This is a genomic window from Saccharicrinis aurantiacus, from assembly GCF_001660705.2.
In the GTDB taxonomy this organism is placed as follows: domain Bacteria; phylum Bacteroidota; class Bacteroidia; order Bacteroidales; family Marinilabiliaceae; genus Saccharicrinis; species Saccharicrinis aurantiacus.
The window spans coordinates 13525-29928 of the sequence record NZ_LYBV02000038.1; the positions used below are offsets into that span (position 1 = coordinate 13525).

Sequence of the window (16404 nt, forward strand, 5' to 3'; positions counted from 1 at the left end):
ATAATTTACGCACTATGAATTTTGCTAAATTCTCTATAGATAGAAACCGAGTTGTACTAAGTATCTTACTTGTTGTAATGGTAATGGGACTCGTTTTTTATCAATCACTATCACGCGATAGTATGCCTCCATATACAGTTCGGGTTGCATCTATCGTCTCTTCTTTCCCTGGCGCTAGTCCAGAGAGGGTTGAAGAATTGGTTACTGATAAAGTTGAAAAAATTGCTCAAGAACTTCCTGAATTAAAACAGATAACAAGCACATCTCGCACAGGGCTTTCTGTTGTAAATGTTGAGTTGAAGATGGAAGTTGCCCCTGATGAATTACAAGCTGTTTGGGATCGACTACGAAGGAAAATTGATGGTATTCAGGGTTTACCAAATAATGTTTATCCACAATTGCGAGATGATGGGATTGGAGAAGTGTTTGGTATTGCCGTTGGTATAACCAGCGATGGTTTCTCGTATAAAGAAATGAAAGAGGAAGCTGACAAGTTACGAAATGACTTAATTAAACTTAATGATGCGGCTAAGGTTGAAATAAATGGCGCACAAGCGCAAAGAGTATTTATTAAGTTTGATAATGCGAAGCTTAAAAAATACGGACTAACATCAACTTCTTTACAGGGAATTATTAGTAGTACAAATATTCTGAATTCAGGAGGAGAGATTAGCATTGAGGACGAGCGTATTATTTTGGAACCAACAGGTAGTTTTAATTCTGTTGAGGATATCAAAAATATGCTTATCCCAATTGGTCAATCAAATGCTGTAATAACCTTAGGTGATATTACTAATGTAGAACCTGGTTATATTTATCCGGCAGAACAAATCGTGCGTATAAATGGTAGAGAGGGGTTATCCTTACACGTATCGCTTAAAGAAGGCCGTAATATTATAAAACTAGGCGAAGAGATTGACATTGTATTGGATCAATATAATAGTCGTTTACCAGTTGGGCTTACTGTTTCTAGATTAGCATCTATCGATACCTATATTGATGCTAAAATTAGTGATTTCATGACTAACTTACTTCAAGCAATAGGCATTGTGCTGGCTGTAATGTTAATCTTTCTTGGTTTCAGAACAGGAATGGTAATCGCAAGTTTAATACCTATTGTAACCATTACTACTTTAATGATAATGGGTTTAATTGACTTAGGATTAAATCAAATTACATTGGCTGCTTTAATTATGGCACTCGGCATGATGGTTGATAACGCTATTGTAGTTGCCGAGTCTATAATGGTTAAAATGGAAGAAGGTATTGATGTAAAGCAAGCTGCAATAGAGTCAGCATCTGAATTGTTCAAACCCTTATTAATATCAACCTTAACAACATCAGCCGCCTTTTTAGCATTCTTTATGGCCGAGTCTGTGATGGGTGATATCATGGGGCCTATTTTTGTTGTTATTACAATAGCTTTGGTTTCATCATGGCTTATTTCTCTTAGTATAATAACATTGTTATGTGTATTCTTTTTAAAGGTAAATAAGAACTCAAATAAGAAGAAAGGTTTCTTAGATCGTATGATTGATGGCATGAAGAATCAATATAGAGCTTTGATAATATGGTCTTTATCTTGGCGTAAGACTGTTTTGTTTGGTATTTTAGGTTTATTCTTTTTATCCCTTTTTGGCTTCGCATTTTTAGATGTGCTATTTTTTCCAGATAGTGATAGAAATATGATTACCATTGATGTTAACTTACCTCAGGGAACTAAAATTGAACGAACTTCGAAAACAGTATTTGCCATTGAGCAATTTATTAAAGATAGTTTATTAGTGAACGACAGTTCTTCTGATGGAATTACGGATTGGTCTAGTTATATTGGTAAAGGTCCATCTGCTTACGATTTAGGATATAATGCTGATGAAGCCAATTCTAACTATGCCCATATTATAGTAAACACCTCACATTTTTTAGCCAATTCTATGTTAGTTAATAAGCTTGATACGTATTGCTATAATAATTTTCCTAATGCTGACATTAAAGTAGGTTTATTAGGATCAGGCGGGGGAGGTACTCCAATTGAAATTAAAGTATCAGGTAACGATCCAGATAAATTAGCAAAAATTTCTGCCATAATTAAGGAGAAGCTATTTTCAATAAATGGAACAAAAAATATTAAAGATGATTGGGGGCCCAAAGGGAAAAAGTTCGTAATTGAGATAAATCAACGTAGGGCGCAGTTAGCAGGTGTAACCAATCAAGATATTGCAACATCTTTACAAACAGTTCTTGATGGATTTAATGCTGGTGAGTATCGTGAAGATGATAAATCTATTCCTATTGTATTGCTTGGAGCAGATAGTAATGAACAGTCACTAGCTTCGCTCGAAACAATTAATGTATATGGTCAGAATTCAGGCAAAAGTGTTCCGCTTACTCAAGTGGCTAGGATAATTCCAAAGTGGCAATACACAAAAATTAAGCGCCTTAATTTAACCAAAACAATCAATGTGCAAAGTGAACTTACTGCAGATGGTAATGCCAATGAGATAACAACATTAATAACACCTTGGCTCGAAGATCAAAAGGAAAGCTGGGGTGAGGGGTATACTTATCAATTAGGTGGTGATGCTGCAAGTAGTGCTGAGAATATGGGTGCAGTAGCCAATTATTTACCTTTATCGGCATTCATTATTATTATGCTATTAATTATACAATTCAATTCATTCCGAAAAATGACCATGATTGTACTTACTATTCCAATGGGGATAATAGGAATGGTATTAGGCTTATTAATTTTTAATGTACCTTTTGGGTTTATGGCATTTCTCGGTATCATATCTTTGGCTGGTATTGTAATTAACAATGCCATTGTACTTGTTGACAGAATAGAAATAGAAGAGAATGAAAATAAGCGCATTCCGCAAGATGCTATTATAACGGCCTGTTTGCAACGCTTTAGGCCTATTGTATTGGCAACCTTTACAACAGTATTAGGTTTAGTACCATTATATTTGGGTGGTGGCGCTATTTGGGAGCCAATGGCTGTAACTATTATGGTTGGACTTCTATTTGGTACAGTGGTTACCTTATTATTTATACCTACTTTCTATAGTGTGCTTTATAGAATTAATTTCAAGGGATTTATATATAAGACATTATAATAAATTAGATTTTGAAAAAGATATATAAATATAGGTTTGAGATTTTTCTAGTGAGCCAAATTGTGATACTTTTTGGCTCTCTAGTAATACCAGCGAGTGTATTTTCGTTACTATCCCCATTCTTATTTTATCTAAATATACTTGCGGGGAGCTTATTTATAGGTAATCCCAAACATGGCCAGCTTAAGGTATTTGCCATTGTACTATTAGCAATAGGAGGTGTATTTACCATTGCAAGTATTTATCCAGATATTCGGTCATTTATCTACCTAAGAGTAATTGTTATGTTTGTGTTTTATGTAATAGTAACGTATTTCATAGTTAAACAAATCTGGGAAGCAGAAAAGGTTAATAAAAATGTAATTTTTGGGTTAATTAGCGGTTTTATTTCTTTGGGTTTAATAGGTTTTCTATTATTTATTAGTATCGAGATTATTCATCCCAATTCGTTTTCTGATTCGAATGTTGTTAACGGAATGTCTATTAATATCACAGAAAGGTTAATGTATTATAGTTACATCACACTTATGACAATAGGATATGGAGATATATTACCAGTTACTCTTATTGCCCAAAAAGCGACTATATTAATTGGCTTATTGGGTCAGTTTTATCTAGTAATCATAACCGCCGTTGTTGTAGGAAAATTTGTTAACCAGAAGCAAATTGTATCTTAAAAGTAATAGATCTTAATAAATGGGATATAAATATATACAAACGACCTATTTAGGCGGATGGTTTTTAGCCACAGTTATTTGGCATATTGTTCGTATATCTAATTTAGAATCAGGTGAATATTTACATTCTCAACACATCATATTTTTTGCAATAACATGGCTTGTTCAGGGTTTTTTGTATGGAATATTATTTTATTTAATTACAAGTTATATAACAAAACGGGTTCGTTTCTATCAGTTATTGGGTATAGCACTTTTAACACAATTATTTGTTGCGCTCATAATTATAGCGACTCTGTATCCTCTATTAAACGAGTTTGATATAGAAAAAATGCCTGATTCTTTCAGTAACTTCATGACATTACCAACAATAGTGTTGGGTACAATGTACTCGTTAATCGTAAATACACTTATTTCAATTACAATGAGTGCAAAGCTCATTTTAGGACCAGGAGTATTGAAAAATATTATTGTAGGTAAATACTATACACCCATTAAAGAAGAACACATTTTTATGTTTCTTGATCTTCAGGATTCAACTGCAATTGCTGAAAAACTGGGACATTTAAAGTTTAGTATATTTATCCAAGACTGTTTTTATGAACTATCTGTGTTTAATAAACACAGAGGTATAATACATAAATATGTAGGTGATGAAGCTATAATTACTTGGCCAACAAAATTGAAAACAAATCCTTTGTCTGCCATCAAGGCTTTTTACGAATTCTCTACTATTTTGAATAATAAATCAGTATATTTTAAAAATAAATATGGTGTACAGCCAGCATTTAAGGCAGGTTTGCATGTAGGTGATGTTACCGTTACCGAGATAGGAAAAGCCAAACGTGAAATTGCATTTTTAGGGGATACCGTTAACACTACAGCAAGGATTCAAGCAGAATGCAATCAACTAAAATCAGACTTATTAATATCAGGAAATATCCAAGAAAGAATTACTTTAAAGGATGATTATAATATCGAAGAAAAGGGTAGTTATATTCTTCGAGGCAAAAATGAACCCATTAAAATTTATGCTGTTAACCTAAAAAACGCTAATTGAATGATATATAAAATTACAAGTAGTATTTTATTAATTCTACTATGTTGGGGTACGATAAGTGCTCAAGAATCGGATTCAACTATATTTGCAAAAGGGCGTATTCTGTCAAGTTTATACGGAAATATATCCAACCAAAATGCAGATGTCAGCTCAGGAGGATCAATTAAAACTACAGGATATAGAATAGGTACAAAAAGTGGTGTGTTTATAAAAGATAGGTTGGCTATAGGTCTTAACTTCGAACTTTCGAGAACCGATTTTGATAAGAATGACTTTAAGTTAGACTCTGAGAATTTCTTGATTGGTCCTTGGAGTAGATTATATTTTGCTAGAAATGGTTCTGTTTCTTTGTATGCGGAGATTACCCCACATTATACTGCAATTTATAATGAAAATATAGTTTACGATAGTGACAATTCTATTATTTCAAACGAGGATGTTTACGGAAATGGCTTTGGAATTACCCCAGGACTTGGATTTATATACATAATAAATAATAGTGTAGGTTTTGGTATGTCTCTCTCTTATACAGCTTCAAGGATTTACTTACAAAGAGAAGATGATATTTTATTTAGTACCAGTAAAGATACTTACGATATATCCGAACTTCAATTTAGCTTTAACTTTCACGTTTACTTAGATCAATTTTTCTTCTAATGAAAAGAATATACTCTATAATAAGTCTCTTTATATCTCTCACAGTATTCTGTTATGGACAGGAAAATGATGTTAAGAATACTGCAATACAAACAGATACCCTAGGTTATGAAAAAATAAGTACATTACTTGTACCAATCGCCTTTTATAGTCCAGAAACCAATTTTGCCTTCGGCGGTGGAGCTCAAATATTTTTCAAAACAGGTAAAAGTAATTCAGATGTTTTAAACTCTACAGTTTTAGCAAGTGCAATTTATACGCTGAATAAACAGTTAATGATAGAAATTCAGCCACAAGTTTATTTTAACTATGAAAATTACTTTTTAGATACAAAATTCAGGTATAAGATATTCCCTAACTTATTTTGGGGTATAGGACCTAATAGCTCAGAAACACTTGAAGAAGATTATAATCAGACAGAAGTATCTTTGTCGGCCACGTTTGTAAAAAGTCTACCGAGTAATGTAAATTTTGGATTTTCTTTTAATTTCTCGGATTTCAATGTAACCGAAGTGCAAGAAGGAGGTATTCTTGATTCAAATCAGATAGAAGGATCATCAGGAGCAACACTTGTGGGAATAGGAATTGTACTCAATAACGATAGTAGAGATAATAAATTCTCTCCTTTAGGTGGAGGATTCTATCAGTTTAGTACAAATTTCACGAGTAGAGTGTTGGGAAGTACGCATACTTTTAACTCTTATCATATCGATCTGAGAAAATATATTAATTTAGGTAATAAGAATATTTTGGCAATGCAATTATACTCTCGCTTTACATTTGGTAACTCTCCTTTTCAAGCTAAGGCTTATTATGGGGGAGCTGATGTAGCTCGTGGCTATTTTAAGGGTAGATATATAGATGACCATTTGTATGTACTACAGGCAGAGTACAGGTTACCTGTAGGCAAACGATGGGAATTGGCAGCCTTTGCTTTAACGGGTAATGTTGGTCATGATGAAAAAGGGCAAGGTTTATTTGATGACTTTAAAACTAGTTTTGGAGCAGGCCCGCGCTACTTTTTATACAAGAATAAACGAACCTTATTAAGGTTGGATATTGGTATGAATAAAGATGGCGATGGCGGTATATATTTCGGTGTGAATGAGGCCTTTTAAAATAGATAATAACTAATCACGAAATGCTGTTAAGTATTTAGCTACATCTTTTTTCATGTCATCTTCAAAGCTATCTAAATATAGCTCAGTAGTTTTTAAGTCATTATGACCAAGACTTTCACCAATAAACTCGGTAGAAATACCAGATCGCTTTAAAACCGTTGAGAAACTATGCCTTGCAGTATAAGTGGTGATATGTTTTTCAATACCAATTTCGTTTGCAATATTCTTGATATGTCGGTTGATGCGTTTGATGCAATTATTTAAAGCACACCTAGTTTGATATGGAGATAGGTCATCTTTTAAAATATCGAAGATGTAATTGCTCGGAGAGCGATCTGTATTGGCCCATTTTTCAATTAGTCTACGTAATTCTTCAGTATATGGTACACTAATTGGTTTAGCATTTTTACTAGTCTTTAGTGTTTTATGTCTAATAAAGGTGATGAAATCTTTATTAATGTTTCTGAATTTGAGTCTAGCAATATCATTAATATTAGCTCCATTTAACAAGTAACTAAACAGCCATAAATCTCTTGCTTTATCTTGATCTGATAGATATTCACATTCAAAATTATATATCTTTTCAATCTCATTTATCTTGAGAGCTTTCTTAATATTTTGACCTTGAGGGATTTTATATCCTTTCATACCAAAAGGGTAGAGATCTCTGGGAATAGTCCCATCGTTATGTGCTATTTTAAATATGGAACGAACAGGAACCATGTAATTATGAACTGATGACATCGACAAATTTCTGTCGAGCATCCATCGTTCATATTTTTCTAATTCATTAACTGTTATCTCTCTAAAATCAAGTCGGGTAGTGGTATTAAAATATTTTTGTAATGTTCTTTGTGCTGTCATATATTGAGCTCTACTGCACACTTGTCCATTATCTTCAAATTCTTTAATTCTTCTTTTAAAGAAGAATAGTATGTTGCTGAGATCACCACCAGCAATACCAAATTTGGATTTGAATTGCTTAAATGAGAAATCATTCATAGATCCAATTATCTTTTGAGCTTTAGTTTCTATCATAGAGAATTCTAATTGAATATCTTTATTTAAACCTCTTGGTTTAGGAGTGCGTACTTTCTCAAAATCGCTAGGAGTAAACTCATAAATACGATCTTTCGTATCAATGCTATAATACATTTGCTTGCGGTTATACGTAACTCTTAGCTTTGCCGGATGTTTACCATTTTTTTTCGTTTGGCTCTTGTAAAGAACTATTGATGTACTTACTTTATTTCCCATACAATATGTTTTTTATTTATTACTATATTGTATGATCTTGAAATCTTAAGGAATTACGATCGTATACTTTATATATACATTCTATCATACAAATACTATCCAAATATAGTATTATATGGTACTATATCAAACAAAATAAAATTACAAAATACTGTAATAGAGCTAAATAGCACTATATGGTAATAAATAGAATATATAGTATAATGAATAAAGTTCATAGGCTGTGAGTATAGATTTGGGAGTTAAGTTCGTTTAATAAAATCGCCGAAACTTTTGTTTCGGCTAGTTAAAAGAATAATTTTATAGCCTAAACAAAAGCTTCGGCTTGGAGGGATTTTGTAGGTTTAGCTTTTTTAAATCAGCCTACAGCCTTTATAACCAATTTAAAGAACCGCAGTGCATTAGAAACAGATAATGAATGCTTATTAAATTGATTAAGGTTCGTTAATATTTATGGACTTAAAAATGTGCAAAATTACAATGAGAATCACTTACCTTTTACTTCTAACATTAATATTGTTCGGTTGTACAGATAATAGATATCTCAAAATTGAGGTCGCTGCTATTCAGGATATATCAAATGACTACATTAAAATTAAACATAGACGAAAATGGCTAAAGCCGCCACCTCCATCAACTGATAATGATGAAATCCAAATAGATTTTGAGACAAGTGAAGACCAAGATGAATATAAAGTCTTTTTGTCTGATGCTCTAATTCCAATTTCACAAGTGAAAGAAGATAACCAATGGATGTTTGATAAACTATATGAAACTCCAAAGTTTGACAGCATCTTTAATTCAATAACTAATTCTGAGAGATTTGGAAAATTAGGATATAAAGAATACGAGAAAAAGAATGTGACTTTCAACGAACCATATCAACAATTTGTGGATAGAAAAAAGGAAGTTGGACAGTATGAAGAATATTTGATTTTAGGTTTCTCACGTGTCTGTTTTAATGAAGACTATACATATGGATTAGTCGTTATTGATTATAAATATGGCTGGCCAAATGGAACAGGAGGTGGTTTTCATCGACCATACCTGATTAAAATAGAAAACGACAAGTGGAAAGTAATAGAAGAATAAAAAACTGGCTATAATCGAGTAGAGCGGCGCCCCTAGGCACTTAGCCTAGCGTAGACCCTCTCACAACGCCTTACGCACGGGTAGCTTCGTATGTCTTTTTCGCATAAAGCTTTACCAGAGCTTTCTTCTCAAGCCTATACGGCGTTTCTTTACATTATGGGGAGTGCGTAAGAATATAAATAAGTAGGGGCAGAGCAACAATAAAGAGTGAGTTAACGTAGCCTAGTATCTGCAATAGTAGAATAATCTATCTGGCGATAAATCATGTACGTTCAACGAAAAAGATTTATTAAGTGTATCGATTACATTTTATTTGTTTCATGATTTTGTAAAACCTTAAATTTGAAAATTATGAATACGAAAAGAAACATTTTTTTTGCAACACTTGTATTAATCACAATTATTTCAAGCTGCACCGTTTTGTCATTTTATCCAATATACACAGAAGATGTATTGATTAAAAATGATGCGATTCTCGGAAAATGGGAAACTATAGAAGAGTCATTCCCAAATGATGAAAACAACGATACTTTAGTATGGGAAATAGCTTTTAATAAAGAGCGTTGGATTAAAAAGCTTAATACACCGTTTGACAGAGGCGAGAAAAAAGTGATAAATGAATATGCATATTCTTTATATCTATCCCGAAAATCCACTCCTGAAAAGAGGTCTGAATTTCAATTACATTTAATCAATTTAGCTGGTAAAACATTTATTGATTTCTACCCTGAGCAATGGGAATCTGATAATAATATTCTTGGTTTTCATTTAATTGGCGTTCATACTTTTGCAAAAGTTGATATTATGCAGGATAGTTTAATCATTAACTGGTTTGATTCTGATTGGTTTGCGCAAAAATTAGAAGAAAAGAAAATTCGTATAAAACATGAAAAGAATAGTTCAAATATTTTATTAACCGCTCAACCAAAAGAATTGCAGAAGTTTGTTGTAAAGTATGCAGATGATAAAAATGCTTTTGATTATGACTCTCAATTTGTATTAAAACCACACAAATGAAAAATAGATATAACATAAAACTGAATAGGGCATTGTTTCATGCCCTGTTTTGGTCTGTTTCAATTCTAGTATTTGCATTTATCTTTCGTTTGTCTGAAACTGTGGATGAACTAGATCTTATATATTCTATATTATTTCATTGTTCAATTATCATATGCGTTTATTCAAATTTTCGAGGAATAAAAAAACTCGTTAATAAAGGCAGGTATCTTAGCTATTCTATTTTTTCTATATTAAACATTGTTATTACAACTATATTAAACCTATATACATTTAATGTTTTAGTCGACCATATATTGCCTGATTACTATTTTGTATCTCAGTTTAACTATATCGAAATTGGTATAATAACTTTATTGTACTTAACTGTAACTTCAGCAATTAAATTATCTAAATCGTGGTTCGAATTACAACGTATAAACCAATTAGTTACTGAAACAAAAAAAGAAAAGATAGATAGTGAATTACAAAATTTGAAATCTCAGCTGAATCCACATTTTTTATTCAATAGTCTGAATGTTATATATTCTCTAACATTGAATAATGATAAAGCAACATCGGAAGTTGTATTAAAGCTGTCAGATATTCTCAGGTATGTAATATACGATTCAACAAAGAAAAATGTTCCGCTTAGTTCTGAGCTTTCGCTGCTAAAAAATTATATCGATTTACAGAAATTTAGGATTGAAGACGATGTTACTATAAACTTAACAAACGAGATAGAATATGATGCGAAGGTTTCCCCATTAATATTTTTAACTCTGTTAGAAAATAGTTTCAAGCATGGTATAAAAAACGATATTGAGGATGGTTTTATAAATATTTATTTGTGTTCTAATAACAAAAAGATAATCTTTAAAATAGAAAATAATAAATCAGAAATAGAACACAATACACAAAAGCCAACTGGTGTAGGCCTTAAAAATATAAGAAAGAGGTTAGCTCTTGAATACCCCGATAAACATAAGTTAATATTTGAGGAGAAGAGCAATAAGTTTATAGTTTATTTAGAGATTGAGCATGAAGGTTAATTGTATAATAGTTGATGACGAACCCGCATCAAGAGACTTATTAAAAAGATACATAGCTGATACAGATATTCTGAATTTGGTAGCAGAATGTAAAAATGCAATAGAAGCAAATGAAGTATTGAAAAATGAGAGTATTCATTTAATGTTTCTGGATATAAATATGCCCAAGGTTACAGGGATACAATTGCTTAAGTCACTAACAATTCCTCCTAAAGTGATATTTTCCACAGCCTATGCAGAATATGCAATTGATGGATTTGAGCTTGATGCCGTTGATTATCTTTTGAAACCCTTTCCGTTTGAAAGGTTTTTGAAAGCTGTAAATAAATACTTGGATATTGCAGAAAAAGAAACACCTGTTGAAAATAGAACTATATTATTGAAGTCAGAAAAGAAATTATATAGAATCCCTATTCTAGATATTGATTTTATAGAAGCAATTGGAGACTATGTAAAAGTTGTTTTTAGAGAACAAACGATAACAGTTCATAGTACATTTCAGGATTTATTAGAGCAAATTTCTTACCCTTCCTTTATTCGTATCCATCGTTCATTTGCTATATCAATTAATAATTTCGAATATATAGACGGTAATCAGATTATTGTAAAAGGAAATACCTTACCAATTGGGAAAGCATTTCGAAAAGGCTTAATGGATAAAATTGAAATTTAATAAAGCTCAGTCCTAACCCTATAATGCCAAACCATACCATACCATCTCTCAAGCCTTCTAGGGATAGGGGCACCAATTTTATTTCTAGAAAAATATATTTTGCTGAACATAGCAGAAGTTCTGCTGTTATCATACCCGAGTTAGGTATCCTCACTGATGCGTAAATAGCCATTAAAATTCAGTATACGGAACATAGAGTAGTTTTTGTATGCAAAGTTGTGCTGCTTATACAAAACAGAGTGATGTGATAACTCATAAAGGAATCTAATTTTATGATAATGTTTGCAAAACAAATACAAGAAAACATGAACGGTATGAAAAAATATGTCTTTTTAATCTCTTTGCTTCTGTGCAAGATTGGTACAGCACAAGTTTCAGATAGCTTAAGCCTTTATCGAACAGATTTTAAAGACGTTTCGGGTGAAAATACCGTTTCAGTAACCAGTTATGAAAAAAATGGCAAGCATTATATATATGCCGGAGGCTTTGGAGATATTGATGTTTTTAGTTTAAACGCCCAAGGAAAATTAAGTCATGTTGAAAGTCAGGAGCAATACAAAAAGAAAGGGCCGGCAAGGGGTATGGTGGCTGACAACATTAATGGAAACGACTTTTTATTTGTGGCTAATAAGCACGGCGATGCCATAGAAGTATACAAAATATTAGAAGATGGAGCCTTGGAGCAGGTATTTATGATACACGATACCGAGGAAATACATATTGGAATTGGTATTACATTGCAGGTGGTGCACATGAAAAATGCTTCTTATCTTTTTGCAGGAGGTTTAGAAAAAACACCGGGTCTCAGTTGTTTTAAAATTCATGAGGATGGTAAGCTCTCTCATGTGCAATCCATGAAGGATGATGACAAGATACATACGGATGGCATCATTGGTATGTTTGTTCATAAAATAGGAGGAAAGACCTTTTTATATACCGGAGGATTTCAAGATAATGGCATCAGTAGTTTTAGAGTGTATGAAAATGGTAAGTTCAAGAACATTAATAATATAAGCGATAATACAAGCGACAGGTATTTAACCGGAACATATCCGGTTACAGGAGCGCAGATAGGTAGCAACTACTATGTTATTGTAGGGCATAGGCATCATAAATACTATAAACGAAGTGGTTTTATTAAAAACACGGATTTTGTATATCATGGCGATGCGGTTTCTGTATTTAAAGTGAATAAGAAGGGCGAACTTGTTCCACACTCCGTGTTGATTGACGATGAAAACACAAAACTACAAGGCCAAACAAGAATTGAAGTTATTTCGGTAAACAATAAAGAGGCTATAATTGCTGTTGGTACCAGAGATGATGCCAGTATTCAGTTGTGTAAGTTAAATGAGCAAGGCATACTTAGTCCCATTAATTATTTAGAAGCAGGCTTTCCTATTTATTATGGTTTGCACGCGCTAAAAATTGACGATGCGTACTTCCTCATAGCAGGTTCTTTCGAATTTGGAGTAAGAAAAATAGCGGCTTACAAAGTTGGTATAGAAGATCCAAGTAATTCAAGTAAAGTATTAAAGCATGTAGTTGGATTCAAATTCAAGGCGGATGCCAATCAGGAAGAGATTGATGAAGCACTGGAAAGTTTTGTAAATCTTAAAAATAAAATTCCTGAAATCAGCAAACTAGAGTGGGGTATAAATAATAGTACCGAAGGGCTTAGCAAAGGTTTTGATTATTGTTTTACAATTACTTTTAACGATGTGCATGGCAGAGAAATTTATGTGTTCCATAAAGCACATTTAGCAGCAGGCAAAAAAATAGTGCCATTATTAGATGATGTTTTCGTTATGGATTATTGGACTGAGGAATAATCAGGACAACGAAATTGTAATTATCAAGTTATTCAAAAAGTAGTGCGTTAAATCTCGCACTACTCTAATATAAACCATTAATCTTTTTGTGCTGTAGTAACAGTGGGCAAGCTTAAATTAAACTTTATAGCCAGTAAGCGAACTATAATAATAGTAGAAATTGTAATAGATTCTGTTACTATTAAATTCACATTTAATTTCGCTAATATTAAATATACTATCGATCCGGCAATACAGGCTGTTGCATAAATTTCTTTATGAAATATGATGGGTACATCGTTACAAAGTGTATCTCTAATTACTCCACCCACTACCGCAGAGGAAAGTCCCATTATAATAGCAACAGGTTCCGTTAAACCAAATTCAAGTCCTTTTTCCAAGCCAATTATTGTAAAGGCTCCAATTCCTAAAGTATCAAAAAGGAAGAGAGTATTTTTTAGCTTAATAATATAGCGATGAAAAACAAAGGTAAAGAGGATGGCACTTAGTATCAAAATAAAATAAGTATTGCCCTGTATCCAAGTAACTGGCGTATTACCCAAAAGTACATCACGTGTTGTACCGCCACCTATGGCAGTTACAAAGCCAATAAAGGCAGCTCCAAATAAATCCAGTCTTTTTTCCGAAGCTGATAAAGTGCCACTAATTGCAAAGGCACATGTTCCTGCGTAATCCGCCAAAGTTAAGAAATCCATTACTTCCGTTATTTCCGCGCAAAAATAGTAATTGAGATGGAAATTCAACCATTATTTTAAGAAATATGAAAATAAATAAGTAAGTGCTTAAAAAGTAATAGGATGGATTGATTTGTAGGTAAATAGAACGGAGTATTCATTGGTATGATATAATGAATATTCTGTTTTTAGATTGTTGATAGATTTTCTTTACTCATCTGCAAAATATCATACAAAGAAAAAACTAGAGAATCTAAAGTAGGATAATGATTTATAAAAAGGAGCACAAGATTAAAACACCTCTTCGTTATTCTTACTTTAAAAACTTGTCATCTAAAAAAGATTGAAATTCGGCTTTGTATTGTTCGCTAACCGGTATGTAAGTTTTGTCGAATACAATGCGCATTCGCTCTACCATATTTACTTTGTTTAGGTTTACAATAAAGGAACGATGCACTCGCATAAAATCTTTAGAAGGTAAATGCTCAACCAACTTTTTTATACTCATAAGTGCCATTAGTGGCGTATCATTATCTAAAAATATACGAACATACTCGCGCATGCCTTCAATATATTTAATATCTCGATAGTTGATGCGTACCAATTTATATTCTGATTTAATAAATAAGTATTCGTCGTTGTGCTCTATAGTTTCTTCTTGTGGTTTAAAGTACAGTTCTTGTGCCTTTGATGCAGCCTTTAAAAATTCGGAGTACGCTATGGGTTTTAATAAATAATCAACTGCATTTACCTTAAAGCCATCAAAAGCGTATTCGCTGTAGGCAGTGGTGAATATTACTTTAGGTGGATTATTTAAAGATTTTACGAATTCCATTCCATTAATATCCGGCATATTAATGTCAACAAACATTAGGTCTACCTCATTATTTTGTAAAAAAGGTAAGGCTTCTATGGCACTATCAAAATCAGCAACTAAACTAAGAAACCCTGTTTTATTTATGTAGGCAAGCATTTGTTTAAGAGCTAATGGTTCATCATCTATAGCAATACATTTTATCATAGGGGTAATTTTAAGTTTATGCAGTAATAATTAGGAGTGTCTTCGGTGGTTAAAGTGTATTTATTTTTATATAGTAAATCAAGTCGTTTACGGGAGTTCTCAACCCCAATGCCTGACTCTTCAGTTTGGCTGCTCTTTTTATGGTTTGAATTCTTAATATTAAAGCAGAGTACTTTACCTTCAATTGTAATATCAATATGAATAAAGGAAGCCTCGCGGTAACTTACGCCATGCTTAAATGCATTCTCTAAATAGGATGTAAATAATAAAGGTGGAATATTAGTGTCGGGAACATCTTGTGGTAAGGACATTTTTATTTCAACCTTAGATGAATACCTAAGACGCATTAAATCAACATAATTGGTAATAAATCCAATTTCTTTTGATAATGGAATATTATCTGCCTCAGAATCGTATAAAAGATGTCGCATTAAGTGAGATAAGCGAATTACAGAACCTTTAGCCTCTTCGGTATCAATATCAATTAACGAATGGATATTATTAAGCATATTCATAAAGAAATGCGGACTAACTTGATTGCGTAGAAATGCTAGTTCGTTTTGTACGCTTTCTTTTTCTATTTTATCTCGCTCTTTCTCAAGTTTAATCCATCTAAAAACAGTTCGTAATCCTGTATCAAAACCTAGAATTAAGATGGCCAATAAAAATGCGTTTGTTTGCGGAGGTAAAGGATTTGGTCGTCTATTGGGGTTTTCATTACGAGGGTGTGGTGGACGTTGCATATTATCACGCATATGCGGAGGTACATTGTGTCGTGGCCTTGGTACGCTAATACTTTGGGGTTCCCCTTCAGGAGGAAATTTAGCAATTTGGTTACTTACCAAAACAAAAACTACAGAGGTTAATAGGGCTCCTATAAAGTACCACCACTTGTTAGTCCTGAAAAATAAATAGGGAACAAGTATAAAATGGTTGAATAGGGTTAAAACTAAAAAAGGCAATAATTTAAGCCAACTATGCAATAAGTGATCCCAACTAATAGTTTGGTCATCAGCTGTAAATATAACAGGTCCAGCGAGTATAATTAACCAAATAAAGGCTAGTACTATTAACTCAGTATATATAAGAGATGTGTTTTTTAACTTTCTCATGTTTGCAAATATAGGTTATGATTTAGAATAGTTGGTGATTTTTTAGTTTGAAGTCAGTAGAGAA

Annotated in this window: 14 protein-coding genes; 10 read left to right on the forward strand and 4 right to left on the reverse strand. The window is 32.6% G+C overall.

Going from position 1 to position 16404, the window contains the following annotated elements; translation table 11 throughout:
* Positions 1–14: 14 nt before the first annotated feature.
* From A8B35_RS19715 to A8B35_RS19735, 5 genes are read left to right on the forward strand one after another with little or no spacing between them, the layout of a single operon-like run.
* The gene (locus A8B35_RS19715; protein ID WP_068475300.1) at positions 15–3116 is read left to right on the forward strand and encodes an efflux RND transporter permease subunit; all 3102 of its coding nucleotides are present in this window, start codon (positions 15–17) and stop codon (positions 3114–3116) included.
* Between the two features lie 11 nt (positions 3117–3127).
* Positions 3128–3793: an ion channel gene (locus A8B35_RS19720; RefSeq protein WP_068475302.1), complete on the forward strand. Its 666-nt coding sequence runs from the start codon at positions 3128–3130 to the stop codon at positions 3791–3793.
* A 19-nt stretch (positions 3794–3812) separates the two neighbouring features.
* Positions 3813–4853 (forward strand): adenylate/guanylate cyclase domain-containing protein, encoded by a 1041-nt coding sequence (locus tag A8B35_RS19725; RefSeq protein WP_068475304.1) that lies wholly within the window; start codon positions 3813–3815, stop codon positions 4851–4853.
* Complete coding sequence (locus tag A8B35_RS19730; RefSeq protein WP_068475306.1) at positions 4854–5510, forward strand: outer membrane beta-barrel protein; 657 nt, start codon at positions 4854–4856, stop codon at positions 5508–5510.
* Positions 5510–6628, forward strand: a complete 1119-nt coding sequence (locus A8B35_RS19735; RefSeq protein WP_068475308.1) for a BamA/TamA family outer membrane protein — start codon at positions 5510–5512, stop codon at positions 6626–6628. Before A8B35_RS19730 ends, A8B35_RS19735 begins: the two co-directional genes overlap by 1 nt.
* Before the next feature lie 12 nt (positions 6629–6640).
* Here the strand turns inward: A8B35_RS19735 and A8B35_RS19740 are convergent, their stop codons facing one another.
* On the reverse strand, positions 6641–7888 hold the full coding sequence (locus A8B35_RS19740; RefSeq protein ID WP_068475310.1) for a site-specific integrase: 1248 nt from the start codon (positions 7886–7888) through the stop codon (positions 6641–6643).
* Positions 7889–8368: 480 nt separating this feature from the next.
* On the opposite strand from A8B35_RS19740, the gene A8B35_RS19745 reads away from it, so the two are divergent.
* The 5 genes from A8B35_RS19745 to A8B35_RS23075 all read left to right on the forward strand — a co-directional run bounded on the left by A8B35_RS19745 (position 8369) and on the right by A8B35_RS23075 (position 13533).
* Positions 8369–8980, forward strand: a complete 612-nt coding sequence (locus A8B35_RS19745; protein ID WP_075603794.1) for a hypothetical protein — start codon at positions 8369–8371, stop codon at positions 8978–8980.
* 351 nt (positions 8981–9331) lie between these two features.
* Positions 9332–9997 (forward strand): hypothetical protein, encoded by a 666-nt coding sequence (locus tag A8B35_RS19750; protein ID WP_068475314.1) that lies wholly within the window; start codon positions 9332–9334, stop codon positions 9995–9997.
* The gene (locus tag A8B35_RS19755; RefSeq protein ID WP_068475316.1) at positions 9994–11028 is read left to right on the forward strand and encodes a sensor histidine kinase; all 1035 of its coding nucleotides are present in this window, start codon (positions 9994–9996) and stop codon (positions 11026–11028) included. Before A8B35_RS19750 ends, A8B35_RS19755 begins: the two co-directional genes overlap by 4 nt.
* Positions 11018–11701 (forward strand): LytR/AlgR family response regulator transcription factor, encoded by a 684-nt coding sequence (locus A8B35_RS23215; protein WP_068475318.1) that lies wholly within the window; start codon positions 11018–11020, stop codon positions 11699–11701. Before A8B35_RS19755 ends, A8B35_RS23215 begins: the two co-directional genes overlap by 11 nt.
* Before the next feature lie 278 nt (positions 11702–11979).
* Complete coding sequence (locus tag A8B35_RS23075) at positions 11980–13533, forward strand: Dabb family protein (RefSeq protein ID WP_222844192.1); 1554 nt, start codon at positions 11980–11982, stop codon at positions 13531–13533.
* A gap of 77 nt (positions 13534–13610) precedes the next feature.
* Here A8B35_RS23075 and A8B35_RS19770 read toward each other — a convergent pair whose 3' ends face one another.
* The 3 genes from A8B35_RS19770 to A8B35_RS19780 form a co-directional block, all read right to left on the reverse strand.
* Entirely contained in the window at positions 13611–14228 is a 618-nt protein-coding gene (locus tag A8B35_RS19770; protein WP_068475319.1) for a trimeric intracellular cation channel family protein, read from the reverse strand.
* Between the two features lie 292 nt (positions 14229–14520).
* Positions 14521–15228: a LytR/AlgR family response regulator transcription factor gene (locus A8B35_RS19775; RefSeq protein ID WP_068475322.1), complete on the reverse strand. Its 708-nt coding sequence runs from the start codon at positions 15226–15228 to the stop codon at positions 14521–14523.
* Complete coding sequence (locus A8B35_RS19780) at positions 15225–16340, reverse strand: sensor histidine kinase (protein ID WP_068475324.1); 1116 nt, start codon at positions 16338–16340, stop codon at positions 15225–15227. The genes A8B35_RS19775 and A8B35_RS19780 overlap by 4 nt, the downstream gene beginning before the upstream one ends.
* Positions 16341–16404: the final 64 nt, after the last annotated feature.

Excerpts from the sequence above, each read along its gene's own strand:
- A8B35_RS19715 (WP_068475300.1), top strand. The coding sequence starts at position 15 with ATGAATTTTGCTAAATTCTCTATAGATAGAAACCGAGTTGTACTAAGT.
- A8B35_RS19725 (WP_068475304.1), top strand. The coding sequence starts at position 3,813 with ATGGGATATAAATATATACAAACGACCTATTTAGGCGGATGGTTTTTA.
- A8B35_RS19730 (WP_068475306.1), top strand. The coding sequence starts at position 4,854 with ATGATATATAAAATTACAAGTAGTATTTTATTAATTCTACTATGTTGG.
- A8B35_RS19735 (WP_068475308.1), top strand. The coding sequence starts at position 5,510 with ATGAAAAGAATATACTCTATAATAAGTCTCTTTATATCTCTCACAGTA.
- A8B35_RS19740 (WP_068475310.1), bottom strand. The coding sequence starts at position 7,888 with ATGGGAAATAAAGTAAGTACATCAATAGTTCTTTACAAGAGCCAAACG.
- A8B35_RS19745 (WP_075603794.1), top strand. The coding sequence starts at position 8,369 with ATGAGAATCACTTACCTTTTACTTCTAACATTAATATTGTTCGGTTGT.
- A8B35_RS19750 (WP_068475314.1), top strand. The coding sequence starts at position 9,332 with ATGAATACGAAAAGAAACATTTTTTTTGCAACACTTGTATTAATCACA.
- A8B35_RS19755 (WP_068475316.1), top strand. The coding sequence starts at position 9,994 with ATGAAAAATAGATATAACATAAAACTGAATAGGGCATTGTTTCATGCC.
- A8B35_RS23215 (WP_068475318.1), top strand. The coding sequence starts at position 11,018 with ATGAAGGTTAATTGTATAATAGTTGATGACGAACCCGCATCAAGAGAC.
- A8B35_RS23075 (WP_222844192.1), top strand. The coding sequence starts at position 11,980 with ATGTTTGCAAAACAAATACAAGAAAACATGAACGGTATGAAAAAATAT.
- A8B35_RS19770 (WP_068475319.1), bottom strand. The coding sequence starts at position 14,228 with ATGGATTTCTTAACTTTGGCGGATTACGCAGGAACATGTGCCTTTGCA.
- A8B35_RS19775 (WP_068475322.1), bottom strand. The coding sequence starts at position 15,228 with ATGATAAAATGTATTGCTATAGATGATGAACCATTAGCTCTTAAACAA.
- A8B35_RS19780 (WP_068475324.1), bottom strand. The coding sequence starts at position 16,340 with ATGAGAAAGTTAAAAAACACATCTCTTATATATACTGAGTTAATAGTA.